Raw genomic sequence first — 18,693 nt, 5'->3', positions numbered from 1 at the left:
GTCAGACTCGGACCGCCCGGTAGCCGTCGTCGGTCTTCTCGGCGAGGTCGAGCAGCACCAGCCAGTCCAGCTCGTACTCGACCTTCTCGGTCCAGACCTCCTCCCACGTGTTGGGGTTCTTGTGGCGCTCCCACTGGGGCACGTCGTCGCGGTAGCGGGCGAACACCTCGTCGGCAGGGAGCGGTTCGTCGGCCGCCCGGAGGATGTCGAGTACGTCGTTCGCGCCGAAGACGCCCTCCAGAAACGCCGTCTGGAGGTGCTCACGGGTCGGCTCCTGGCGGATGCGCGAGAAGCCGTTCTGGCCCTCTTTCGCGAGACCGACCCCCCGGAGGAACGTCAGCCACGTCGCGGCCTGGTCGCGGGAGACGAGGTCCGTCCGCTGGAGCATGCGGGCACAGCAGTCGTCCTCGCTCCCGGGGACCAGGGGGACCGCACGCTGGGCCGTCTCGACGAAGTCGAGCGAGTCGGGCGCGGGGGGGACGTGTTTGAACTTCACAGTCCGAACGACTCGGCCAGCAGCTCCTCGTCCGTCTCCCCGAAGACGTGGGTCGGGCCGCCCAGCACGTCGACCGTGATCTGTGCCGGGGCGAACACGCTCTCGTCGAGCTCGTGGAAGTCCCAGTCGATCTCCTCGAATATCTCGGCGAACGGCTCGCCGTACTGGTCGTTGGCGGTCGAGACGACCTCGTCGAAGCGGTCGAAGTCCTCCTCGACGGTGAGGGTGACCTGCCCGCCGTAGGCCAGCGCGTCGTTGGTCCGGGCCATGGCCTCCTCCTCCGAGGGGGCGACCGGCGCGACCGGAGCGGTGCCCGAGACCGAGACGAGGTCGAGCGGGTCGTAGCCCAGTTCCGAGAGCCGGAACGCGGCCAGTTCGGCGGCCCGGGCACCGATGCTGATGCTGCCCGCGAGGCTGGCGGTCCGGAAGCCCGCGAGGAAGACGCTCGACGTGTTCGTCTCGGTCAGGTCCGCGACGTGTTCGGCGACGGCCTCACCCGGGAGCGCGTCGGCCTCGATGGTCAGGACGGTGAGGTCGAACGCGTCGTGGTAGCCGACGCGCTGGAACACGTCCTCGGTGCCGACGAGGGCGCGGGCCGGGCCGCTTCCGAGTCCCTCGAAGTCCTCGACGCTGACCTCCCAGCCGGCTTTCTGCGAACACAGCAGGGCCAGCTCGGGGTGGTCGGTCGTCACGTCCACGTAGCGCATCGGCGCGCCCGCCACCTCGCCCATCCGGGACTGGACCGTCGCGAGGCCGCCCGTCTGTATCTCCGCGAGGAGGACGCCGGCCTCGACGCCGCCGCGGAAATCCACGCCGAAGTCGAGTACCGTCGCCTCGTTCTCCAGTTCGTACGCCCCGATATCGAGTACCTCCGCGAAATCGATGGCCTCGTCGACGAGCTCGATGGCCATCCGGTTGAGACTCTCCATGCGCGAGGGTTGTGCGGCTCCGGATAAAGGGCTTCAGTTCTCGACTCAGCGCCCGTCGCTACTCCCCGGGCTCGCTCCGGGGGGGGGGCGGCCGAGATGCCCTTCGACCGCCTCGACCTTCTCGCCCGCCGTCGTGGTCTTGGTCCGCTTGTCGTCTATCTTCAGTAACGTCGAGACGCGGTCACCGTCGACCGCCTCGTGGGCGGCCTGGGCGGCGGCGAACACCGTCGCCGCGTCCGCTGCTTCGATGGTCGTCCCCATCGGGGTCGTCTCGTAGCTCACGTCGAAGTCGTCGAGGGCAGCGACCGCCTTCGCGACCTCACTGGCCATGCTCCCCTCGATGACCGGCGCGACCGAGAGGAAGGCGACGACCGTCATTCCTCCTCGTGGAGCTGGACCGTCACCCGTCCCTCGAAGTTGAGCAGGATGCGCTGGGTGAGGTCACCGAACAGCGCCTTCCCGCTGGGCGAGCGCTTGCGCCCCGAGATGAAGACGTGGTCGCAGTCGCGCTCGTCGGCCACGTCGAGGATGGCGGTCTCCTCGCGGCCGACGGTCCCGAGTACCTCGTACTCGACGTCGATGCCCTCGAGCGACTTGTGGCCGACCTGTGTCGCGAAGTGTTCGGCTTCCATCTCGGCCTCGTCGAGCGGGAAGCTCTTTCCGTCGCTCTCCAGTCGCGACGACATGATGTCCTCGTACTCCTCCTCGGGGAGGACGTGAAGCAGGTAGAGCTCGGCTCCTGTCCCGGCGGCGATCTCTCCAGCCTCTCGGATGAGGGACTTGGTCTGGTCTGAATCGTTGCGGATGACGGCGAGTGCGCGTTCCATATCTACCGCTGTTCGAGAGGGGGTGAAAAAAAGGTTGCCCGAGCGATACAGTGTCACCCGTAGCGCCGGAATGGGCACCGACGAGGCCGTGTCAGCGTCAGTAGTACTCGCGCTCCTGGTCGGACGAGAGGAGCCGCTTCAGCAGGTACTCGGCGAGCAGCCCCACGCACATCACGCCGCCGGAGAGGAGCATGAAGTACAGCACCACCTCGGCGACCTGCGAGCCGGAGAGCCGCGACATGGTCAGCCCGACGGGGAACAGGGCGGCCCCGAGGAGGACCAGGGGGAGCACGACCCAGCGAACGAGCACGGATTCACGGACGAACGACAGGCCGCCGTACAGCGGGCTCAGTTCCATGCAGAAAATGTTAGAACAAGAGAATAAAGAGGTTTCGGACAGGACGGTGCTGTATCAGAGTCGCTGTTCGACCGACCGGTACGTCGCCGCGAACCGGCTCGTCCCCGCGAGCGCGCTGTCGGCGATCTGGAAGACGTTCAGGGTGATGTCGGTCTCCTCGCCCGTGAGGACGACTGCCCACGCGCCACTGTCCGGTTTCTGCCACTCCCCCTCGGCCTCGCGCAGGAGCGTTTCACCGAAGTAACTCCCCAGCGACAGCACGAGTTGCTTGTCACGGTCTCCCTCCGCCGCCAACTCGGTGGCCAGGTCGTCGAGTCGCTCCAGCGACGCCAGGGAGTAATCCAGCTCTGCGGCCGGCCAGTCCTCGACGCACGCCGCCGCCTGCTCGCGGAACACCTCCGTCCGGTCCCGGGGTTCGGGCTCCGGCTCTGGCGCGGGTGCCTCGGCTTCGACGGGGGCTTCCGCCTCCTCGACAGCTCCCTCGGACTCGGTCCCGCCCCCGCCTGCCGGTGTCGGCGGTTCCGAAGTCGGTGAGTCCGGTGTCGACTGCGGTGGGACCGACGCGTCCGTGGGCGAGGTCGGTGACGCCGTCTGTTCCGTCGCGGCCTCGGGCGACTGGCTCCCGTCTTTGCTTCCGAAAAGTCCGGTGAGTCGTTGGAGCAGTTTCATAGTATTTCAGACTCGCGGGGTTCGATAAAAAGCCCCACCCCGGAGTGAATGTGAAAATCCGGAAACTCTTGCAGAAGGGTGTTACCGGGCCTATAGGTCTGTTCTGGAGAGTGTCACGATTGGTAACAAGAACTGGTGGTGGCCGATGCTGTGTTGGCGAAGAATCGGCTGGGATTTGAACCTCACTCGCTCCGCTGACGCTCACGGCTTCACCGTTCGCGTCGCGGTTCTCGCTCTGCGTCGAACCGCGCACCGCTCGCTGGTTCAAATCCCAGCGCTTCCACGTTCGAAATTCACGTCGTGCTCGCAACACAGCAAGCTGGTTGCTCGCGGCGTAGAATTTCGGAAAAGTGCACTGGCTGGGATTTGAACCCAGGTTGTGACCATGGCAAGGTCACGTGATACCACTACACTACCAGTGCGCTTCGACTTCACCTGAACCGATGTGCTGGTCGGTTTAATACCCTGCGATATGAGTCGGCGACAGCGGGGTGGTCAGTCATCGAGAAGGCCGACGAGGCCGTCGGGATAGAGGGTTGCCTCGCCGTCGATGAACTGCGAAACCGGTTCCCACCTTGCAGTGAACGACCCCTGTCCGCTGTCCTCGAACCCATCGAGTGTCTCCCGTTCGTAGGCACTGTCGTCCGCGAACTCGGCTTCGAACACGAACACCACCTCGTGACCTGGCGTCCCCTCGAAGGTGAAGACGTTCTCGAGCACGCCGAGTCGCTCGATGGGCGTCACCTCACGGTCGAGTTCCTCGCGGAACTCTCGGACCAGTGCTTCGCGAGCCCGCTCTTCGAATTCGAGCCCGCCCCCGAGCGGTCGATAGAACGTCTCCTCGCCGTCGAAACGCTGGAGCAGAAGTTCGTCGTCGCGCCAGAGAATCCCCACTGCAATCGGTCTGATTTCACGCCAGGACATGTACTCGGCGACTCCGGTGATCGGTAAAAAATCTCCGCTGGGACGGTGCGGTCCGTCGGTGTTACGCGTCGAGCCAGTGTGAGAACTTCGTCGCCAGTCGGAAGAGGACGACTAGCACTGTCGCGACCAGCGCCAGTTCGACGACGAACACTGCCGCCGTGACCACGTGGAACCACAGGCCGTACTGTAGTCCGAACTGTGCTTGGAACAGGTCCGCGACGACGATGCCGAGGTACCACGCGAGGAACGCGACCGGCACGACTAGTGCCAGCCCGAGCAGGATGGCCGTCAGCCGAACGACCGAACCGGCCAACGAACGGGGACTGCCGCGTGTTTCGTGCATGTTTCTCCTACGCCCCCCCAATTAAAAGCCGTCTCCCTGGTTCGTCATGCGTTTCAGCTCGCTGACGACGGCGGCGACCGGAACAACCGCCGCAACCGACGCTTCACCAGTGCGATACCGGTCGCCGCGACCAGCGCCTCGATGAACAGGAACCCCCCGATGAGGAGGTACATCCCCACGCCGTCCCCGACCCCCGTGAAGAATATATCGCGTGTCATCCTCGCAGCCATCACCGCGAAGAACGTGAGCGTGTTGTACCCCGCGAAGGTGACGCCGACGAGAACCAGGACGGCGAAGATTATCAGGAGGTCCCTGACGAACGGTCGCCACCCCCCCGCGAACAGAGCGTTCATATCACGTAGAGAGAGGTGAGAATCGTTGATACCGGTTACCGAAGCGAAACGAGGAGTTGAATCGGGCTACGAGGTGGGCGGACTACGTGCCGGCCGCGAAATACGTACACGAAGAACGACGTGCTGGGAGGAGCGTTCAGCCCGCCACCGAGTCTCCTTCGACCATGTCGTCGTCAGGTTCCTGCTCGTCCCAGCGCGCGAGGCCGCTCCTCTCCGAGGCCCGGACGAGCCCCCAGTACACGACCGTGAACACGACCAGGCCCAGTACGAAGATGACAGCCTCGGTCAACGGGAGTTGACTGAGGATGCCGATGCCGAGCACGAGCGCGGCCAGCGGAGCGAACACGACGACGCCGACGGCGATCACTCCGAAGAGGACCAACGCTCCTCCTCGCATCACCCGTCCGAGGACAGGGGTTCTGGTCAGTTGGCTACGTTTCATCATTTTTCTTCCCCCTTTCTGGTCACTGTGCCTCAGTTGACCAGGTAACAATAGGACTTCTAGCAGAATATGGACAGTGCAGATTCTCATTGTTAGAGAATATCAAGCATGGCTGGGGATGACAGGCAGTCGGCCACGCTCCCGCGACCTGACGTTCGCAACACAGCTGTTCTCGCGACACGCTAACGCGGTCGCTCGTGGGCGTTGAATACCGAGAAATGCGACTCGCTTCACTCGTCGATTTGCGTCGGCAGAAATGCACTGGCTGGGATTTGAACCCAGGTTGTGACCATGGCAAGGTCACGTGATACCACTACACTACCAGTGCGCTTCGTCTGCATTCAAACGTAACTGCTGGATGTGATATAAGGCTTCTGAATCGGACGGTCCATGGGAGACACAAACCACCAGACTGCGCAGCGGTACTGGGTATATTATCTTGATTCCCGCACGTACGCGGGCATGACGCTCCAACCATGTGAACGCTAAACACCCACATTCGGGCGTGAGTCGCCGTCACAACCCAAAATCCAATCCGGCACCCTTTTACATTGGGCCAGAATAAATTCGGCACAGTCTAGTGGCGAGGCGTCGAAGCGTCACGGCATGACCATCAGCGTGCTCGTGCCGTCATCCCTCGTCCGGGAAGCCGAAGACAAACGCGAGGCAACTCGTAAGGTCGGCTACGTCGCCCGCGCGGCGACGGTATTCCGGGCAGACAGGCTGGTCGTCTTCCCCGACGAAGACGGCGAGACCAGATGGGGTGGCGGGTTCGTAAGCACCGTACTCGAATACGCGACGACGCCCCCTTACCTCCGAAAGGAGGCGTGGGGGCATCGAAGCGAACTGGAGTACGCCGGTATCTTGCCGCCGCTCCGCGCCTCACCACAGACCGGCTCCGAATCAGACGGTTCGGGGTCGTTAAGACAGGGAATCGTGACCGAGGTCGGACCTGACAGGCGCGTCCGGGTCAATTGCGGACTGCAACACCCGATCTCGCTCGTCGCACCACCCGATATGGCGGTGCCAGACGAGGGAGAGCGCGTAAACGTCAGGGTATCTTCGCGACGTCCGGTCCGTGCGCGACTCGTCGACGAGCCCATCGGTGGGCTGGTCGTCGAACGCACGGACCTCCAGACAGCGCTCGACCGCCCCGACGCGGGGCTCCGGATCGCGACCTCGCGCCATGGTGAGGAACTCACCGTGGGGCGACTCGCGAACCTGACCGGGCAGATCCAGCGCGACGGCATGACCGTCGTGTTCGGGTCACCGGGGCGAGGGCTGCCTGAAATACTCGGAATCGACGTGGCCCAACTGGCCACTCGACACGAGGACGCCACCGAACCCAACGCCGGAGGGTTCGACCTTTGGCTGAACTCGATTCCGCACCAGGGCAGCAAGGTCGTGAGAACGGAGGAAGCTCTGTTCGCGACGCTTGCCTGCCTGACACTCAACGAGTGATACAATGCCACAACCTAGCAGACCACGCAAAGGCTCGCTCGGGTTCGGCCCGCGAAAGCGTGCGACCTCGGAGGTCCCGCGCTTCAACTCGTGGCCGGACGACGACGGACAGCCGACGCTGCAGGGTTTCGCTGGCTACAAAGCCGGCATGACCCACGTGGTGATGATCAACGACGAGTCCGACTCCCCCCGCGAAGGGATGGAGGAGACCGTCCCCGTCACCATCGTGGAGACCCCGCCCATGCGGGCGGTGGCCCTGCGAGCGTACGAAGACACACCGTACGGGAAGAAGCCCCTCACCGAGGTCTGGACCGGCGAGTTCCACGAGGAACTCGACCGCGTTCTGGACCTCCCCGAGGACCCCAGCCCCGAGGCCGACGCGGAGGAACTCCGCGACGCCGTCGAGGCAGGGAAGGTCGCTGACGTTCGTGCCATCACGCACACCGTCCCCAGCGACGTCCCGTCGGTGCCGAAGAAGAAGCCCGACGTGATGGAGACCCGCATCGGCGGTGGCTCCCTCGCGGACCGCGTCGACTACGGCCTCGAGCTTATCGAGGACGGCGGCGTGCACGAGATGAAAGACACCTTCCGCGCCGGCGAGTACACCGACGTCTCCGGCGTCACGAAGGGGAAGGGCACCCAGGGTCCGGTCAAGCGCTGGGGCGTCCAGAAGCGTAAGGGCAAGCACGCCCGCCAGGGATGGCGGCGTCGCATCGGTAACCTCGGCCCGTGGAACCCGAGCCGCGTTCGCTCGACCGTTCCGCAGCAGGGCCAGATGGGGTACCACCAGCGCACGGAGCTCAACAAGCGCGTCATCCGCATCGGCGACGGTGAGGATGTCGACGACGTGAACGTCGACGGCGGTTTCGTCAACTACGGCGAAATCGGCGGCCCGTTCACCCTCGTCAAGGGCTCGCTGCCCGGTCCGGACAAGCGCCTCCTGCGCTTCCGCCCGGCCATCCGACCGAACGACCAGCCGCGCCTCGACCCCGAGGTGCGCTTCGTTTCCACAGCATCGAACCAGGGATAAACCATGCAGGCAACAATCTACGACCTGGACGGCTCCGAGGCCGACACGCTCGACCTTCCCGAGGTCTTCGAGACGGCCTTCCGTCCGGACCTCATCACGCGTGCGGTCCGTGCCGCCCAGGCCAACCGAAAACAGCCGTACGGTGCCGACGACTACGCCGGCATGCGTACGTCCGGTGAATCGATGGGTTCGGGCCGCGGCATGGCACACGTGCCGCGCTCGAACGGCCAGGGTGTCCGTGTCCCCCAGACCGTGGGTGGGCGCAAGGCACACCCGCCGAAGGAAGAGAAGGACCTCGGTGAGCAGATCAACAAGAAGGAACGCAAACTCGCGTTCCGGAGCGCACTCGCCGCGACCGTCGACGCCGAGCGCGTCGCCGAGCGCGGTCACGCGTTCGACGAGGATATCGATCTGCCGCTCGTCGTCAGCGACGACTTCGAAGAGCTGCTGAAGACCAAGGAGGTCGTCAGCTTCCTCGAGGGCGTCGGCGCTGACGCCGACATCGAGCGCGCAGACGAGGGCAAGACCGTACGCGCCGGTCGCGGGACGACCCGTGGTCGCAAGTACAAGCAGCCCAAGTCCATCCTGTTCGTGACCTCCAGCGAGGCCGGCCCGTCGAAGGCCGCACGCAACCTCGCCGGCGCTGACGTGGCGACGGCAGCCAACGTGAACGTCGAAGACCTCGCACCCGGCGCGAACGGCGGTCGACTGACCGTGTTCACCGAGTCCGCCATCGCGGAGGTGGCCGACCGATGAGCGTCATCCAGTACCCGCTCGTGACGGAGAAGGCGATGAACGACATGGACTTCGAGAACAAGCTCCAGTTCGTCGTCGACCTCGACGCTGCCAAGCCCGACATCCGCGAGGCTGTCGAGGAGCAGTTCGAGGTCTCCGTCGTCGGAGTCAACACGCAGGTAACGATGAAGGGCCAGAAGAAGGCCATCGTCCGCCTCTCCGAGGAGGACGACGCACAAGAAGTCGCCTCTCGTATCGGGGTGTTCTAAGAATGGGACGAAGAATCCAGGGCCAGCGACGTGGTCGCGGTGGGCCGACGTTCCGTGCCCCCTCGCACCGCTACAAGGCTGAGCTCTCGCACAAGACGCCTGAGGAATCGGACGTCGTCAACGGGACCGTCGTCGACATCGAACACGACCCCGCCCGGTCCGCACCGGTCGTGGCCGTCGAGTTCGAGGACGGCGACCAGCGCCTCGTGCTCGCGCCCGAGGGCATCACCGTGGGCGACGAGATCCAGGTCGGTGTCTCCGCCGAGATCGCACCGGGTAACACGCTCCCGCTCGCCGAGATCCCCGAAGGGGTTCCGGTGTGCAACATCGAGCGTCAGCCCGGTGACGGTGGGAAGTTCGCCCGGGCGTCCGGGACGAGCGCCGACCTCATCACCCACGACCGCAAGGCTGCGGTCGTCCAGCTGCCCAGCGGCGAGATGAAGCGCCTCGACCCGCAGTGCCGCGCCACGGTCGGTGTGGTCGCGGGTGGTGGCCGAACGGAGAAGCCGTTCGTGAAGGCAGGGAACAAGTATCACAAGATGAAGGCTCGCGGCACCAAGTGGCCGAACGTTCGTGGCGTGGCGATGAACGCCGTCGACCACCCGTTCGGTGGCGGTGGCCGCCAGCACCCGGGCCGACCGAAGTCCGTCTCGCGCGACGCACCGCCGGGCCGGAAGGTCGGTGACATCGCGTCTCGGCGAACCGGCCGAGGTGGTAACAAATGAGTCAACCCGACTACAGAACCGGCCGCGACGAGGACGAGGAGTTCACCTACCGCGGCTACACGCTCGACGAGCTGCAGGAGATGGAGCTCGAGGAAGTCGCAGAACAGCTCCCCGCCCGCATGCGGCGAAGCATCAAGCGCGGTCTCTCCGTCGAGAAGCAGAAGCTTCTCGAGAAGGCCCGCGACTACGACGAACAGGAGAGCGCCAACAACCCGATCCGCACGCACCTGCGCGACATGCCGGTGCTGCCGGAGTTCGTGGACCTGACCTTCGCCGTCTACACGGGTCAGGAGTTCGAGCGCGTCAAGGTCAAGCCCGAGATGATCGGCCACTACCTTGGCGAGTTCCAGCTCACACGCTCGTCCGTCACGCACGGACAGGCGGGTATCGGTGCGACGCGCTCCTCGAAGTTCGTGCCCCTGAAGTGATCGATACCATGGGAATCAACTACAGCGTCGACGCGGATCCGGAGAAGACGGCCAAGGCCATGCTCCGGGAGCGTCACATGAGCAACAAGCACAGCAAGGCCATCGCCCGAGAGATCAAGGGCAAGACCGTCGCCGAGGCACAGGAGTACCTCGACGCGGTCATCAAGGGCGAGCGGTCCGTTCCGTTCAAGCAGCACAACAGCGGCGTCGGCCACAGGGCCGACATCGACGGCTGGGACGCCGGCCGCTACCCCGAGAAGGCCAGCAAGGCGTTCCTCGACCTGCTGGAGAACGTCGCAGCCAACGCCGACCACCAGGGCTTCGACGGCGAATCGATGGAGATCATCCACGTCGCAGCCCACAAGGTCGGTGAGTCGCCGGGCCGCAAGCCCCGCGCGATGGGACGTGCCACGGCGTGGAACACGCCGCAGGTCGACGTCGAAATCATCGTCGAGGAGGTCGAGAACTAATGGCAGACGAACACCAGTTCATCCGAGACGGTATGCAGCGGTCCCAGATCGACGAGTTCTTCGCAGAAGAGCTCGGTCGAGCTGGCTACGGCGGCATGGAGGTCGCCAAGACGCCCATGGGCACACAGATCGTGCTCAAAGCCGAGAAGCCCGGTATGGTCATCGGCAAGGGCGGTGAGAACATCCGGAAGGTCACGACGATGCTCGAGGAGAAGTTCAACCTCGATGACCCCCAGATCGACGTGCAGGAGGTCGAAGAACCCGACCTCAACGCACGCATCGTCGCCGACCGCCTCGCGAACGCGCTCGAGCGCGGCTGGTACTTCCGTAAGGCCGGCCACACGACGCTCGAACGCATCATGGACTCCGGTGCCCTCGGTGCCGAGATCGTCCTGAGCGGGAAGGTCACCGGCGCGCGCTCGCGCGTCGAGAAGTTCAACGACGGCTACATCAAGCACAACGGCGAGCCCGCAGAGGAGATCGTCGACGAAGGCCAGGGTGTGGCAGTCATGAAGCTCGGTACCATCGGCGTCACGGTGAAGATCATCCCGCCGGAGGCCGAGCTCCCCGACGACTTCGAGATCTACGAGGGCGAAGACGTCAACGAGGTTGCCCCCGAGGCCGTCGAGGCCAACGAGGCAGTCGAGGAACTGCTCGAAGAGCCCCCCGAAGAGGAGCTCGACGAGATCGTCGACGAGGCCCAGACCGAGGAAGCCGCCGAGGAGGCGGCCGACGCGGACGAGGAAGTCGTCGAAGAGGTCCTCGACGAGGACGCCGACGAGGAGTTCGAAGAGGTCGAAGTCCCCGAAGGCGACGACGACATCGAAGACGAACTGGAAGAACTCGACGAGGCCGTCGAAGAAGAGGCGGCCGCGATGGTCGAGGAGATGGACGACGACGAGGAGGAGGAATAACACATGGCGATTCTCCACCCCGAAGAAGTCCGCGAGCTCACCCCGCGTGAGCGCGAAGAAGAACTCGAAGAACTGGAAACCGAACTCCTGAACGCGAAGGCCGTGCAGGCCGCCGGTGGTGCCCCGGAGAACCCGGGCCGCATCGGCGAGCTCCGCAAGACCATCGCACGGATCAAGACGATCCAGCAGGAAGAAGGCGACTTCGAGGACGAAGACTAACCACCATGGCGCTAACACCCGAGACGCTCCCACGACACGAACTCAACGGCCTCTACGTGGAGGTCGTCGACGCCGCGAACCCCGACCTTGTCGGGATAGCGGGCCGCATCGTCATCGAGACGATGCAGACCCTCCACGTGGAGGACCGTGTCGATGGCGAGTCTCGGGTGCGCCAGGTGCCGAAGCAGGGCACCGTATTTGAGTTCCGACTCACAGATGAAACCGCCGACCCCGAGAAGGGGTTGGGGACGACGTCGAAACCGGGCATCCCTACCGGCGACGACGTTGCCTACGTTACGGTGGATGGAGTCAGGCTGCTCTCACGACCCGCCCTTCGCACCGAAACCACAGGTGATTCGAAATGGCGATAGGACTGAACGTACCCGAACCGGAGGGTACCTGTTCCGACGACGACTGCCCGTTTCACGGCGAACTCGCCGTGCGCGGCCAGACACTCGAAGGAACGGTAGCCTCCACAGACATGGACAAAACCGTCATCGTCGAACGTGAGTACGACGTCCGGGTTCCCAAGTACGACCGCTACATGAAGCGGCGTTCGCGGGTCCCGGCCCATGCACCGACGTGCATGGACCTCACGGTTGGCGATACGGTTCGCATCGCAGAGACACGACCACTTTCGAAGACGAAAGCCCACGTCGTCGTCGAGCAGCTCGCTCACGACGACACCTACCAGCCCCGAGGAGGTGACGAGTGATGGAGGCCCTCAAAGCCGACGTCACTCAGGGCCTCGAGAAGGGCTCGCTGCTGACGTGTTCCGACAACACCGGCGCTCGTGAGGTGAAGATCATCTCCATCGCTGGCTACCACGGAACCAAGAACCGACACCCCAAGGGGGGTATCGGTGACAAGGTGACCGTCTCCGTGACCAAGGGGACGCCCGAAGAGCGTCGCCAGGTCAAGGAAGCCGTCATCATCCGGCAGCGCAAGCCGATCCGTCGTCCCGACGGAACGCGCGTGAAGTTCGAAGACAACGCGGCCGTCCTCATCAACGAGAACGAGGAACCGCAGGGCTCGGAGATCAAGGGCCCCATCGCGCGTGAAGTAGCAGAGCGATTCGGAAGCATCGCATCCACGGCTACGATGATAGTATGACACGACAACCACGCAAACAGCGCAATCAGGCAGCACGCGCACCCCTGCACAAGAAGCAGAAGCAGGTCCGTTCGACGCTGTCCGAGGACCTCCGTGAGGAGTACGGCCGCCGTCGCGCCCGCGTCAACGAGGGCGACACGGTCGAGGTCATGCGCGGCGACTTCGCCGGCGAAGAAGGCGAAGTCCTCGACGTCGACCTCAAGTCCTCGACCATCTCGGTCGAGGACGTGACGCTCGAGAAGGCCGACGGCGAGGAGGTACCCCGCCGTCTGGAGCCCTCGAACGTCCGTATCACGGAGCTCGACCTCGAAGACGAGCGTCGGGTGGCGCGTCTGGAAGGTGATGCAGAATGACGAAGCACCAGAAGCGACTCTCCGTTCCGAAGTCCTGGCCCGTCGAGCGCAAGACCAACACGTTCACCGTGAAGGCCGACGCCGGCCCGCACGGCGAGGAGGGTGTCCCGCTGGTCATCCTGCTCCGCGACGTGCTCGGTTACGTCGACTCGAAGAAGGAAGCCCGCTACGCCCTCAACCAGGGCACCATCCTGGTCAACGGCAAGGCGGTCTCCGACGAACAGCGCCCCATCGGCATGTTCGACATCGTCGCCTTCACCGAGCGTGACGAGTACTACCGCGTCTTCCCGGACGAGGGTGGCCGTCTGGCCCTCTCGCCCATCGACGAGGACGCGGCAGACTCCAAGCTCGGCAAGATCGTCGACAAGCAGCAGGTCACCGGTGGCGAGACCCAGGTCTCGCTCCACGACGGTCAGAACCTGCAGCTCGCGGACGCCAGCGAGTACAGCACGAAGGACTCCCTCGTCATCGACAACGAGACCAACGAGATCGTCGCCCACTTCCCGTACGAGGAAGGCGCGCTCGTGACCGCCGTCAAGGGCAGTCACGCGGGCCAGGTCGGCGAGATCTCCGAGATCCAGGTGACGATGGGCTCCGGTAACAACACCGTCGTCGTCGACCAGGACGACGGCTCGTTCGAGACCATCGAGAACTACGTCGTCGTCATCGACGAGAACTTCACAGGTGATGACGAATGAGCGAGGCCGAGTTCCACGAGATGCGCACGCCCACCGTCGAGAAGGTCGTCGTCCACATGGGCGTCGGCGAAGGTGGCCGCGCACTCCAGAACGCTGAAGGCATCCTCGAGGAGGTCACCGGGCAGGAGTCCGTTCGCACGCAGGCGAAGGCGACCCTCCCGGACTTCGGCATCCGCCAGGGCGACCCGATCGGCGCGAAGGTCACCCTCCGCGGTCCGGAGGCCCGCGAGTTCCTCGAGACCGCACTGCCGCTCGCCGAGATCGACGCGAAGCAGTTCGACCAGACCGGGAACTTCAGCTTCGGTGTCGAAGAGCACACCGAGTTCCCGTCGCAGGAGTACGACCCGAACATCGGTATCTTCGGGCTGGACGTGACGGTCAACCTCGTCCGGCCGGGCTACCGCGTGAAGAAGCGCGACAAGCGGTCGCGTCAGATTCCGGCGGGTCACCGTCTCACCCCCGAGGACGCAGTCGCGTTCCTCGAATCGGAATTCGACGTCGAGGTGAACAAGGATGAGTGAAAGTCAAGAGCAAGAGTCCGGTGAGCAGGCCGCAAAGCGAACCGGCCAGTTCGAGGAGTGCCAGCGCTGTGGCCGCAAGCAGGGCCTCGTTGGCAAGTACGACATCTGGCTGTGTCGGCAGTGCTTCCGGGAGATCGCCCGTGAGATGGGCTTCAAAAAGTACCGATAATTATGACAGCGAACGACCCATTCAGCAACGCGCTCTCCGGTGTGAACAACGCAGAGAGCGTTGGGCATCTCACACACACGGTAAAGCCCGCGTCGAACCAGATCGGCAGCGTCCTCGAGGTCTTCTACGACCACGGGTACATCGACGGCTTCGAGTTCGTCGACGACGGTAAGTCCGGTCGGTTCGAGGTCGAATTGAAAGGCGCGATCAACGAATGCGGCCCCGTCAAGCCTCGTTACTCCGTCGCGGCAGACGAGTACGAGAAGTGGGAGAAGCGATATCTCCCCGCGCGTGACTACGGTGCGCTCATCGTGACGACCAGTCAGGGCGTCATGAGCCACTACGATGCACGCGAGCAGGGCGTTGGCGGCCAGGTGATCGCATACGTCTACTAAACAATGCGAGTAGAACTGGACATTCCGGACGAAGTAAGCGCCGAGGTGGACCATCTCGACCTCACCGTCGACGGTCCCGAGGGGTCGGTCACACGACGCCTCTGGTACCCCGACATCACCGTGAGCGTCGAGGACGACCAGGTGGTCATCGAGTCCGACGTCGAGAACGCGAAGACGCGTTCGACCGTCGGTACCTTCGAGAGCCACATCACGAACATGTTCCACGGCGTCACCGAGGGATGGGAGTACGAGATGGAAGTCTTCTACTCTCACTTCCCGATGCAGGTGAACGTCGAGGGCAGTGAGGTCGTTATCGAGAACTTCCTCGGTGAGCGCGCACCGCGACGAACGAACATCCACGGAGACACACAGGTGCAGGTCGACGGCGAAGCACTGACCCTCAGCGGCCCCAGCAAGGAGGACGTCGGGCAGACCGCCGCCGACATCGAGCAGCTGACACGCGTCAGCGGCAAGGACACCCGTGTCTTCCAGGACGGCGTGTACATCACGCAGAAGCCTCGCAAGGGAGGTGCCTAACCTATGGCAGACGAACCCCAGGAACTCGAAGACATCAGCGGTGTCGGCGAGACGAAGGCGGACGCCCTTCGCGACGCCGGCTTCGAGACCGTCGAAGACATCAAGAAGGCCTCCCAGTCCGACCTCGCAGAGGTCGAGGGCATCGGGAACGCGCTCGCTGCGCGTATCAAGGCCGACGTCGGCGACCTCGAAGTGACCGAGGAGACCGAAGCAGAGATCGAAGGCGAGGAAGAAGACGAAGCCGAGGCCGAGGCGGCCGAGGACGTCGAGACCGAACTGCAGCCCCGCGGGCTGGTCGAGAAGACCCCCGAACTCGACGAGCGGACGGAGCAGCTGCTCCAGAAGCGTCGGAAGGACGGGAAGCCGCAGTTCAACCGCCAGGACTACCACAAGAAGAAGCGCACTCCGACCTCGTGGCGCAAACCCCGCGGCGGCCTGTCCAAGCAGCGCCGTGGCATCAAGGGTAAGGGCCCGAAGGTCGAGGCTGGCTACCGCACGCCCACCGAGGTTCGCGGCAAGCACCCCTCGGGCTTCGACGAGGTCCGTGTGCACAACACGGACGACCTCGAGGGTGTCGACGGCGACACCCAGGCAGTGCGCATCGCCTCGACCGTCGGCGCTCGCAAGCGCGAGCGTATCGAGGAACAGGCAGAGGAACAGGAGATTCGGGTGCTGAACCCGACCTACGTGGAAGTCGAGGTGGAACAAGATGACTGATCTGGCAGCCCAGAAGCGACTGGCTGCGGACGTCCTCGACTGCGGGAAGAGCCGCGTCTGGTTCGACCCCGACTCGCAGGGTGACATCTCCGAAGCGATCACCCGTGAGGACATCCGCGAGCTCGTCGACGAAGGCTCGATTCGAGCGAAAGAGAAGAAAGGCAACTCCAAGGGTCGCTCCCGCGAGCGCAAAGCCAAGCGCGCCTACGGCCACCAGAAGGGCCCGGGCAAGCGCAAGGGCAAGAAAGGCGGTCGCGCCAACTCGAAGAAGGAGTGGCAAAAGCGGATCCGTGCACAGCGAAAGAAGCTCAACGAACTCCGCGGCAACGGCGAGATCACGCGTACGCAGTACCGTGAGCTCTACAACAAGGCCCGTGGCGGGGAGTTCCGCAGCGTCCAGTACCTGCTGAACTACATCGACAACAACTACGGTGACGAATAAATGGCGACAGGACCACGATACAAGGTTCCGATGCGGCGTCGCCGCGAGGTCCGGACCGACTACCATCAGAGGTTGCGCCTGCTGAAATCCGGGAAACCCCGGCTCGTTGCACGCAAGAGCAACAAGCACATGACGGCGCAGCTGGTCTCCCCCGGCCCCGACGGTGACAACACACTCGCGAGTGCGCACTCGCAGGACCTGGCCGAGTACGGCTGGGAGGCTCCCACGGGGAACCTTCCGACGGCGTACCTGACTGGGCTCCTCGCGGGCAAGCGCGCCATCGACGCAGGTCTCGACGAAGCCGTGCTCGACATCGGCCTCAACACGGCGACGCCCGGTTCGAAGGTGTTCGCCGTCCAGGAGGGCGCTATCGACGCCGGTCTCGAGATCCCGCACAACGATGCCGTGCTGGCTGACTGGCCGCGTAACCGCGGCGAGCACATCGCTGAGTACGCAGAGCAACTCGACGAGCCGCTGTACAGCGGCGACTTCGACGCAACAGACCTCCCCGCGCACTTCGACGACGTGCGTGAGACGCTGATGGAGCTCTAACAATATGGCCCGAAATTATAACGACGGCTGGGAGCCCGTCACACGACTCGGCAAGAAGGTACAGGAGGGCGACATCGATACGATGGAAGCCGCCCTCAACTCGGGTCTCCCGCTGAAGGAGCCCGAGGTCGTCGACCAGCTCCTCCCCGGACTGGACGACGAAGTGCTGGACATCAACATGGTCCAGCGCATGACCGACTCTGGCCGCCGTGTGAAGTTCCGCTGCGTCGTCGCCATCGGCAACCGCGACGGGTACGTCGGGTACGCCGAAGGCCGAGACGACCAGGTCGGGGCTGCCATCCAGAAGGCGATCGGTATCGCGAAACTGAACATCATCGACGTGCCTCGCGGCTCCGGTTCGTGGGAAGACCGTTCCACGAAGCCGCACTCGCTCACCCACCGGACCTCGGGTAAAGCCGGGTCCGTCGAGGTCGAGCTTATCCCGGCCCCGCTCGGGCTGGGTCTGGCGGCGTCCGACACCGTTCGGAAGGTGCTGGAGCTCGCCGGTATCGAGGACGCGTGGACGAAGAGCTACGGGAACACGCGCACGACCGTCAACTTCGCCAAGGCAACGTTCAACGCCCTGGAGAACGCGTCGCAGTCGCGCCGTGCCCGGCAGCAGACACCTGAGGAGGTGGCCGAATAATGCAGGCAGTCGTCCAGATTCGCGGTGAGGTCGACATGTCCGGCGACATCCACGACACGCTGAAGATGCTGAATCTTCACCGCGTCAACCACGCCACGCTCGTTCCCGAGCGCGACACCTACCGTGGCATGCTCACGAAGGTGAACGACTACGTCGCGATGGGCGAGCCCAGCCAGGATGTGCTGGAGGTCGTCCTCCGTACGCGTTCCGAGCCCGCAGAGGGTGACGCCGACGTGGACGATGAGTGGGTCGCCGAGAACACCGACTACGACGACATCGCCAGTCTCGCCGAGGCGCTGCTGGCCGAGGAGACGACGCTGCGCGAGCAGGGTCTCTCCCCGGTGCTGCGCCTGCACCCCCCGCGGAAGGGTCACGACGGTATCAAGCACCCGACCAAGGAAGGTGGCGAGCTCGGTAAGCACACGACCGAGGAGATCGACAAGCTCCTCAAGGCAATGCGATAACAATGACGAGCAAGAAACGACGCCAGCGCGGCTCGCGCACACACGGCGGTGGGACGCACAAGAACCGGCGTGGTGCCGGTCACCGTGGTGGCCGCGGTCGAGCTGGCCGTGACAAACACGAGTTCCACAACTACGAACCGCTCGGCAAGCACGGGTTCAAGCGCCCGCAGGACGTCCAGGACGAGGTCGCAGAGATCAACGTCCAGAAGCTGGACGAGGACATCGCCCTGTACGTCGCGGATGGCGTCGCAGAGGAGAGCGGCGACGGCTACGTCGTCGACGCTCGCGACGTCGTCGAGGACGGCCACGAGGCAGACGTCGTGAAGGTCCTCGGTGGCGGTCAGGTGCGCAACGAGCTCGAAGTCCACGCGGACGCGTTCACGGCAAGCGCTCGCGGCCTCATCGAAGAGGCCGGCGGCGAGGCCGTGTTGACCGACCGCGCGGAGGAGCCAGAACCGGAAGAAACTCAAGACGAGACCGCAGACGAGGAATAA

At 64.4% G+C, this 18,693-nt stretch carries 34 protein-coding genes and 2 tRNA genes; 24 read left to right on the top strand and 12 right to left on the bottom strand.

Going from position 1 to position 18,693, the window contains the following annotated elements:
- Position 1 precedes the first annotated feature (1 nt).
- The 12 genes from ACSC1S_RS11780 to ACSC1S_RS11725 form a co-directional block, all read right to left on the bottom strand.
- A complete protein-coding gene (locus ACSC1S_RS11780; protein WP_435364444.1) occupies positions 2–496 on the bottom strand; it encodes a double winged helix-containing putative transcriptional regulator in 495 nt (164 codons plus the stop codon).
- Positions 493–1,425, bottom strand: a complete 933-nt coding sequence (gene mch / locus ACSC1S_RS11775) for a methenyltetrahydromethanopterin cyclohydrolase (RefSeq protein ID WP_435364443.1) — start codon at positions 1,423–1,425, stop codon at positions 493–495. The genes ACSC1S_RS11780 and mch overlap by 4 nt, the downstream gene beginning before the upstream one ends.
- A gap of 45 nt (positions 1,426–1,470) precedes the next feature.
- A complete protein-coding gene (locus ACSC1S_RS11770) occupies positions 1,471–1,803 on the bottom strand; it encodes an MTH1187 family thiamine-binding protein (RefSeq protein WP_435364442.1) in 333 nt (110 codons plus the stop codon).
- The gene (locus ACSC1S_RS11765; protein ID WP_435364441.1) at positions 1,800–2,252 is read right to left on the bottom strand and encodes a universal stress protein; all 453 of its coding nucleotides are present in this window, start codon (positions 2,250–2,252) and stop codon (positions 1,800–1,802) included. Before ACSC1S_RS11765 ends, ACSC1S_RS11770 begins: the two co-directional genes overlap by 4 nt.
- 97 nt (positions 2,253–2,349) lie before the next feature.
- Complete coding sequence (locus ACSC1S_RS11760) at positions 2,350–2,610, bottom strand: hypothetical protein (RefSeq protein ID WP_435364440.1); 261 nt, start codon at positions 2,608–2,610, stop codon at positions 2,350–2,352.
- A gap of 54 nt (positions 2,611–2,664) precedes the next feature.
- Positions 2,665–3,279, bottom strand: a complete 615-nt coding sequence (locus tag ACSC1S_RS11755; RefSeq protein WP_435364439.1) for a hypothetical protein — start codon at positions 3,277–3,279, stop codon at positions 2,665–2,667.
- 351 nt (positions 3,280–3,630) lie between these two features.
- Positions 3,631–3,701: transfer RNA gene (locus tag ACSC1S_RS11750), tRNA-Gly, on the bottom strand.
- A 73-nt stretch (positions 3,702–3,774) separates the two neighbouring features.
- On the bottom strand, positions 3,775–4,203 hold the full coding sequence (locus tag ACSC1S_RS11745) for an NUDIX hydrolase (protein WP_435319075.1): 429 nt from the start codon (positions 4,201–4,203) through the stop codon (positions 3,775–3,777).
- Positions 4,204–4,264: 61 nt separating this feature from the next.
- Positions 4,265–4,546, bottom strand: a complete 282-nt coding sequence (locus ACSC1S_RS11740; RefSeq protein ID WP_435319074.1) for a hypothetical protein — start codon at positions 4,544–4,546, stop codon at positions 4,265–4,267.
- Between the two features lie 53 nt (positions 4,547–4,599).
- Positions 4,600–4,899 (bottom strand): hypothetical protein, encoded by a 300-nt coding sequence (locus ACSC1S_RS11735; protein WP_435364438.1) that lies wholly within the window; start codon positions 4,897–4,899, stop codon positions 4,600–4,602.
- A gap of 136 nt (positions 4,900–5,035) precedes the next feature.
- On the bottom strand, positions 5,036–5,296 hold the full coding sequence (locus ACSC1S_RS11730; RefSeq protein ID WP_435364437.1) for a hypothetical protein: 261 nt from the start codon (positions 5,294–5,296) through the stop codon (positions 5,036–5,038).
- A 302-nt stretch (positions 5,297–5,598) separates the two neighbouring features.
- Positions 5,599–5,669, bottom strand: a tRNA-Gly gene (locus tag ACSC1S_RS11725).
- Between the two features lie 278 nt (positions 5,670–5,947).
- Between ACSC1S_RS11725 and ACSC1S_RS11720 the strand changes: the two genes are divergently transcribed.
- The 24 genes from ACSC1S_RS11720 to ACSC1S_RS11605 are packed head-to-tail and all read left to right on the top strand — an operon-like array spanning position 5,948 to position 18,693.
- Complete coding sequence (locus ACSC1S_RS11720; protein ID WP_435364436.1) at positions 5,948–6,802, top strand: putative RNA uridine N3 methyltransferase; 855 nt, start codon at positions 5,948–5,950, stop codon at positions 6,800–6,802.
- A gap of 4 nt (positions 6,803–6,806) precedes the next feature.
- Positions 6,807–7,832 (top strand): 50S ribosomal protein L3, encoded by a 1,026-nt coding sequence (locus ACSC1S_RS11715; protein ID WP_435319070.1) that lies wholly within the window; start codon positions 6,807–6,809, stop codon positions 7,830–7,832.
- A 3-nt stretch (positions 7,833–7,835) separates the two neighbouring features.
- Positions 7,836–8,588 carry a 50S ribosomal protein L4 gene (gene rpl4p, locus ACSC1S_RS11710; RefSeq protein WP_435364435.1) on the top strand — a complete coding sequence of 251 codons (753 nt, stop codon included), beginning with the start codon at positions 7,836–7,838 and terminating at the stop codon, positions 8,586–8,588.
- On the top strand, positions 8,585–8,836 hold the full coding sequence (locus ACSC1S_RS11705; protein WP_435364434.1) for a 50S ribosomal protein L23: 252 nt from the start codon (positions 8,585–8,587) through the stop codon (positions 8,834–8,836). Before rpl4p ends, ACSC1S_RS11705 begins: the two co-directional genes overlap by 4 nt.
- Before the next feature lie 2 nt (positions 8,837–8,838).
- Positions 8,839–9,561 carry a 50S ribosomal protein L2 gene (locus ACSC1S_RS11700; RefSeq protein ID WP_261652028.1) on the top strand — a complete coding sequence of 241 codons (723 nt, stop codon included), beginning with the start codon at positions 8,839–8,841 and terminating at the stop codon, positions 9,559–9,561.
- Entirely contained in the window at positions 9,558–9,989 is a 432-nt protein-coding gene (locus tag ACSC1S_RS11695; RefSeq protein WP_261652027.1) for a 30S ribosomal protein S19, read from the top strand. The genes ACSC1S_RS11700 and ACSC1S_RS11695 overlap by 4 nt, the downstream gene beginning before the upstream one ends.
- 8 nt (positions 9,990–9,997) lie before the next feature.
- Complete coding sequence (locus ACSC1S_RS11690; protein WP_435364433.1) at positions 9,998–10,459, top strand: 50S ribosomal protein L22; 462 nt, start codon at positions 9,998–10,000, stop codon at positions 10,457–10,459.
- Complete coding sequence (locus ACSC1S_RS11685) at positions 10,459–11,373, top strand: 30S ribosomal protein S3 (protein WP_435364432.1); 915 nt, start codon at positions 10,459–10,461, stop codon at positions 11,371–11,373. The genes ACSC1S_RS11690 and ACSC1S_RS11685 overlap by 1 nt, the downstream gene beginning before the upstream one ends.
- Positions 11,374–11,376: 3 nt before the next feature.
- Positions 11,377–11,592, top strand: coding sequence for a 50S ribosomal protein L29 (gene rpmC, locus ACSC1S_RS11680; RefSeq protein WP_435364431.1), 216 nt, complete (start codon positions 11,377–11,379; stop codon positions 11,590–11,592).
- A gap of 5 nt (positions 11,593–11,597) precedes the next feature.
- On the top strand, positions 11,598–11,963 hold the full coding sequence (locus ACSC1S_RS11675; protein ID WP_435364430.1) for a ribonuclease P protein component 1: 366 nt from the start codon (positions 11,598–11,600) through the stop codon (positions 11,961–11,963).
- Entirely contained in the window at positions 11,954–12,307 is a 354-nt protein-coding gene (locus ACSC1S_RS11670; RefSeq protein ID WP_261652023.1) for a 30S ribosomal protein S17, read from the top strand. The genes ACSC1S_RS11675 and ACSC1S_RS11670 overlap by 10 nt, the downstream gene beginning before the upstream one ends.
- Positions 12,307–12,705 (top strand): 50S ribosomal protein L14, encoded by a 399-nt coding sequence (locus ACSC1S_RS11665; protein ID WP_261652022.1) that lies wholly within the window; start codon positions 12,307–12,309, stop codon positions 12,703–12,705. Before ACSC1S_RS11670 ends, ACSC1S_RS11665 begins: the two co-directional genes overlap by 1 nt.
- Positions 12,702–13,058 carry a 50S ribosomal protein L24 gene (rplX, locus tag ACSC1S_RS11660; protein WP_435364429.1) on the top strand — a complete coding sequence of 119 codons (357 nt, stop codon included), beginning with the start codon at positions 12,702–12,704 and terminating at the stop codon, positions 13,056–13,058. Before ACSC1S_RS11665 ends, rplX begins: the two co-directional genes overlap by 4 nt.
- Entirely contained in the window at positions 13,055–13,756 is a 702-nt protein-coding gene (locus ACSC1S_RS11655) for a 30S ribosomal protein S4e (protein WP_435364428.1), read from the top strand. Before rplX ends, ACSC1S_RS11655 begins: the two co-directional genes overlap by 4 nt.
- Positions 13,753–14,277, top strand: a complete 525-nt coding sequence (locus ACSC1S_RS11650) for a 50S ribosomal protein L5 (protein WP_261652019.1) — start codon at positions 13,753–13,755, stop codon at positions 14,275–14,277. The genes ACSC1S_RS11655 and ACSC1S_RS11650 overlap by 4 nt, the downstream gene beginning before the upstream one ends.
- Entirely contained in the window at positions 14,270–14,446 is a 177-nt protein-coding gene (locus ACSC1S_RS11645; RefSeq protein ID WP_435364427.1) for a 30S ribosomal protein S14, read from the top strand. The genes ACSC1S_RS11650 and ACSC1S_RS11645 overlap by 8 nt, the downstream gene beginning before the upstream one ends.
- Before the next feature lie 2 nt (positions 14,447–14,448).
- Positions 14,449–14,841 (top strand): 30S ribosomal protein S8, encoded by a 393-nt coding sequence (locus ACSC1S_RS11640; protein ID WP_261652017.1) that lies wholly within the window; start codon positions 14,449–14,451, stop codon positions 14,839–14,841.
- A 3-nt stretch (positions 14,842–14,844) separates the two neighbouring features.
- Positions 14,845–15,378, top strand: a complete 534-nt coding sequence (locus tag ACSC1S_RS11635; RefSeq protein ID WP_435319062.1) for a 50S ribosomal protein L6 — start codon at positions 14,845–14,847, stop codon at positions 15,376–15,378.
- Positions 15,379–15,381: 3 nt separating this feature from the next.
- Positions 15,382–16,095: a 50S ribosomal protein L32e gene (locus ACSC1S_RS11630; protein ID WP_261652015.1), complete on the top strand. Its 714-nt coding sequence runs from the start codon at positions 15,382–15,384 to the stop codon at positions 16,093–16,095.
- Complete coding sequence (locus ACSC1S_RS11625; protein ID WP_435364426.1) at positions 16,088–16,537, top strand: 50S ribosomal protein L19e; 450 nt, start codon at positions 16,088–16,090, stop codon at positions 16,535–16,537. The genes ACSC1S_RS11630 and ACSC1S_RS11625 overlap by 8 nt, the downstream gene beginning before the upstream one ends.
- On the top strand, positions 16,538–17,089 hold the full coding sequence (locus tag ACSC1S_RS11620; protein ID WP_435364425.1) for a 50S ribosomal protein L18: 552 nt from the start codon (positions 16,538–16,540) through the stop codon (positions 17,087–17,089).
- Between the two features lie 4 nt (positions 17,090–17,093).
- Positions 17,094–17,735, top strand: coding sequence for a 30S ribosomal protein S5 (locus tag ACSC1S_RS11615; protein WP_435319061.1), 642 nt, complete (start codon positions 17,094–17,096; stop codon positions 17,733–17,735).
- Positions 17,735–18,199, top strand: a complete 465-nt coding sequence (gene rpmD / locus ACSC1S_RS11610) for a 50S ribosomal protein L30 (RefSeq protein ID WP_435319060.1) — start codon at positions 17,735–17,737, stop codon at positions 18,197–18,199. Before ACSC1S_RS11615 ends, rpmD begins: the two co-directional genes overlap by 1 nt.
- Before the next feature lie 2 nt (positions 18,200–18,201).
- Positions 18,202–18,693 carry an uL15m family ribosomal protein gene (locus tag ACSC1S_RS11605; RefSeq protein WP_435364424.1) on the top strand — a complete coding sequence of 164 codons (492 nt, stop codon included), beginning with the start codon at positions 18,202–18,204 and terminating at the stop codon, positions 18,691–18,693.

The organism is Haloarchaeobius pelagicus (genome assembly GCF_051207375.1).
Taxonomy (GTDB): domain Archaea; phylum Halobacteriota; class Halobacteria; order Halobacteriales; family Natrialbaceae; genus Haloarchaeobius.
Note: the sequence above shows the minus strand (reverse complement) of the source record. Positions and strands in the feature narration are given on the sequence as shown.

Coding starts and splice junctions, on each gene's coding strand:
- ACSC1S_RS11670 (WP_261652023.1), top strand. CDS start 11,954: ATGGCGATAGGACTGAACGTACCCGAACCGGAGGGTACCTGTTCCGAC.
- ACSC1S_RS11720 (WP_435364436.1), top strand. CDS start 5,948: ATGACCATCAGCGTGCTCGTGCCGTCATCCCTCGTCCGGGAAGCCGAA.
- ACSC1S_RS11685 (WP_435364432.1), top strand. CDS start 10,459: ATGGCAGACGAACACCAGTTCATCCGAGACGGTATGCAGCGGTCCCAG.
- ACSC1S_RS11760 (WP_435364440.1), bottom strand. CDS start 2,610: ATGGAACTGAGCCCGCTGTACGGCGGCCTGTCGTTCGTCCGTGAATCC.
- rplX (WP_435364429.1), top strand. CDS start 12,702: ATGACACGACAACCACGCAAACAGCGCAATCAGGCAGCACGCGCACCC.
- ACSC1S_RS11695 (WP_261652027.1), top strand. CDS start 9,558: ATGAGTCAACCCGACTACAGAACCGGCCGCGACGAGGACGAGGAGTTC.
- ACSC1S_RS11740 (WP_435319074.1), bottom strand. CDS start 4,546: ATGCACGAAACACGCGGCAGTCCCCGTTCGTTGGCCGGTTCGGTCGTT.
- ACSC1S_RS11755 (WP_435364439.1), bottom strand. CDS start 3,279: ATGAAACTGCTCCAACGACTCACCGGACTTTTCGGAAGCAAAGACGGG.
- ACSC1S_RS11650 (WP_261652019.1), top strand. CDS start 13,753: ATGAGCGAGGCCGAGTTCCACGAGATGCGCACGCCCACCGTCGAGAAG.
- ACSC1S_RS11645 (WP_435364427.1), top strand. CDS start 14,270: ATGAGTGAAAGTCAAGAGCAAGAGTCCGGTGAGCAGGCCGCAAAGCGA.
- ACSC1S_RS11615 (WP_435319061.1), top strand. CDS start 17,094: ATGGCCCGAAATTATAACGACGGCTGGGAGCCCGTCACACGACTCGGC.
- ACSC1S_RS11690 (WP_435364433.1), top strand. CDS start 9,998: ATGGGAATCAACTACAGCGTCGACGCGGATCCGGAGAAGACGGCCAAG.
- ACSC1S_RS11745 (WP_435319075.1), bottom strand. CDS start 4,203: ATGTCCTGGCGTGAAATCAGACCGATTGCAGTGGGGATTCTCTGGCGC.
- ACSC1S_RS11620 (WP_435364425.1), top strand. CDS start 16,538: ATGGCGACAGGACCACGATACAAGGTTCCGATGCGGCGTCGCCGCGAG.
- ACSC1S_RS11715 (WP_435319070.1), top strand. CDS start 6,807: ATGCCACAACCTAGCAGACCACGCAAAGGCTCGCTCGGGTTCGGCCCG.
- ACSC1S_RS11625 (WP_435364426.1), top strand. CDS start 16,088: ATGACTGATCTGGCAGCCCAGAAGCGACTGGCTGCGGACGTCCTCGAC.
- ACSC1S_RS11730 (WP_435364437.1), bottom strand. CDS start 5,296: ATGCGAGGAGGAGCGTTGGTCCTCTTCGGAGTGATCGCCGTCGGCGTC.
- ACSC1S_RS11635 (WP_435319062.1), top strand. CDS start 14,845: ATGCGAGTAGAACTGGACATTCCGGACGAAGTAAGCGCCGAGGTGGAC.
- rpmC (WP_435364431.1), top strand. CDS start 11,377: ATGGCGATTCTCCACCCCGAAGAAGTCCGCGAGCTCACCCCGCGTGAG.
- ACSC1S_RS11630 (WP_261652015.1), top strand. CDS start 15,382: ATGGCAGACGAACCCCAGGAACTCGAAGACATCAGCGGTGTCGGCGAG.
- ACSC1S_RS11700 (WP_261652028.1), top strand. CDS start 8,839: ATGGGACGAAGAATCCAGGGCCAGCGACGTGGTCGCGGTGGGCCGACG.
- ACSC1S_RS11605 (WP_435364424.1), top strand. CDS start 18,202: ATGACGAGCAAGAAACGACGCCAGCGCGGCTCGCGCACACACGGCGGT.
- rpl4p (WP_435364435.1), top strand. CDS start 7,836: ATGCAGGCAACAATCTACGACCTGGACGGCTCCGAGGCCGACACGCTC.
- ACSC1S_RS11765 (WP_435364441.1), bottom strand. CDS start 2,252: ATGGAACGCGCACTCGCCGTCATCCGCAACGATTCAGACCAGACCAAG.
- ACSC1S_RS11705 (WP_435364434.1), top strand. CDS start 8,585: ATGAGCGTCATCCAGTACCCGCTCGTGACGGAGAAGGCGATGAACGAC.
- ACSC1S_RS11675 (WP_435364430.1), top strand. CDS start 11,598: ATGGCGCTAACACCCGAGACGCTCCCACGACACGAACTCAACGGCCTC.
- ACSC1S_RS11735 (WP_435364438.1), bottom strand. CDS start 4,899: ATGAACGCTCTGTTCGCGGGGGGGTGGCGACCGTTCGTCAGGGACCTC.
- ACSC1S_RS11655 (WP_435364428.1), top strand. CDS start 13,055: ATGACGAAGCACCAGAAGCGACTCTCCGTTCCGAAGTCCTGGCCCGTC.
- ACSC1S_RS11640 (WP_261652017.1), top strand. CDS start 14,449: ATGACAGCGAACGACCCATTCAGCAACGCGCTCTCCGGTGTGAACAAC.
- mch (WP_435364443.1), bottom strand. CDS start 1,425: ATGGAGAGTCTCAACCGGATGGCCATCGAGCTCGTCGACGAGGCCATC.
- ACSC1S_RS11665 (WP_261652022.1), top strand. CDS start 12,307: ATGGAGGCCCTCAAAGCCGACGTCACTCAGGGCCTCGAGAAGGGCTCG.
- ACSC1S_RS11770 (WP_435364442.1), bottom strand. CDS start 1,803: ATGACGGTCGTCGCCTTCCTCTCGGTCGCGCCGGTCATCGAGGGGAGC.
- rpmD (WP_435319060.1), top strand. CDS start 17,735: ATGCAGGCAGTCGTCCAGATTCGCGGTGAGGTCGACATGTCCGGCGAC.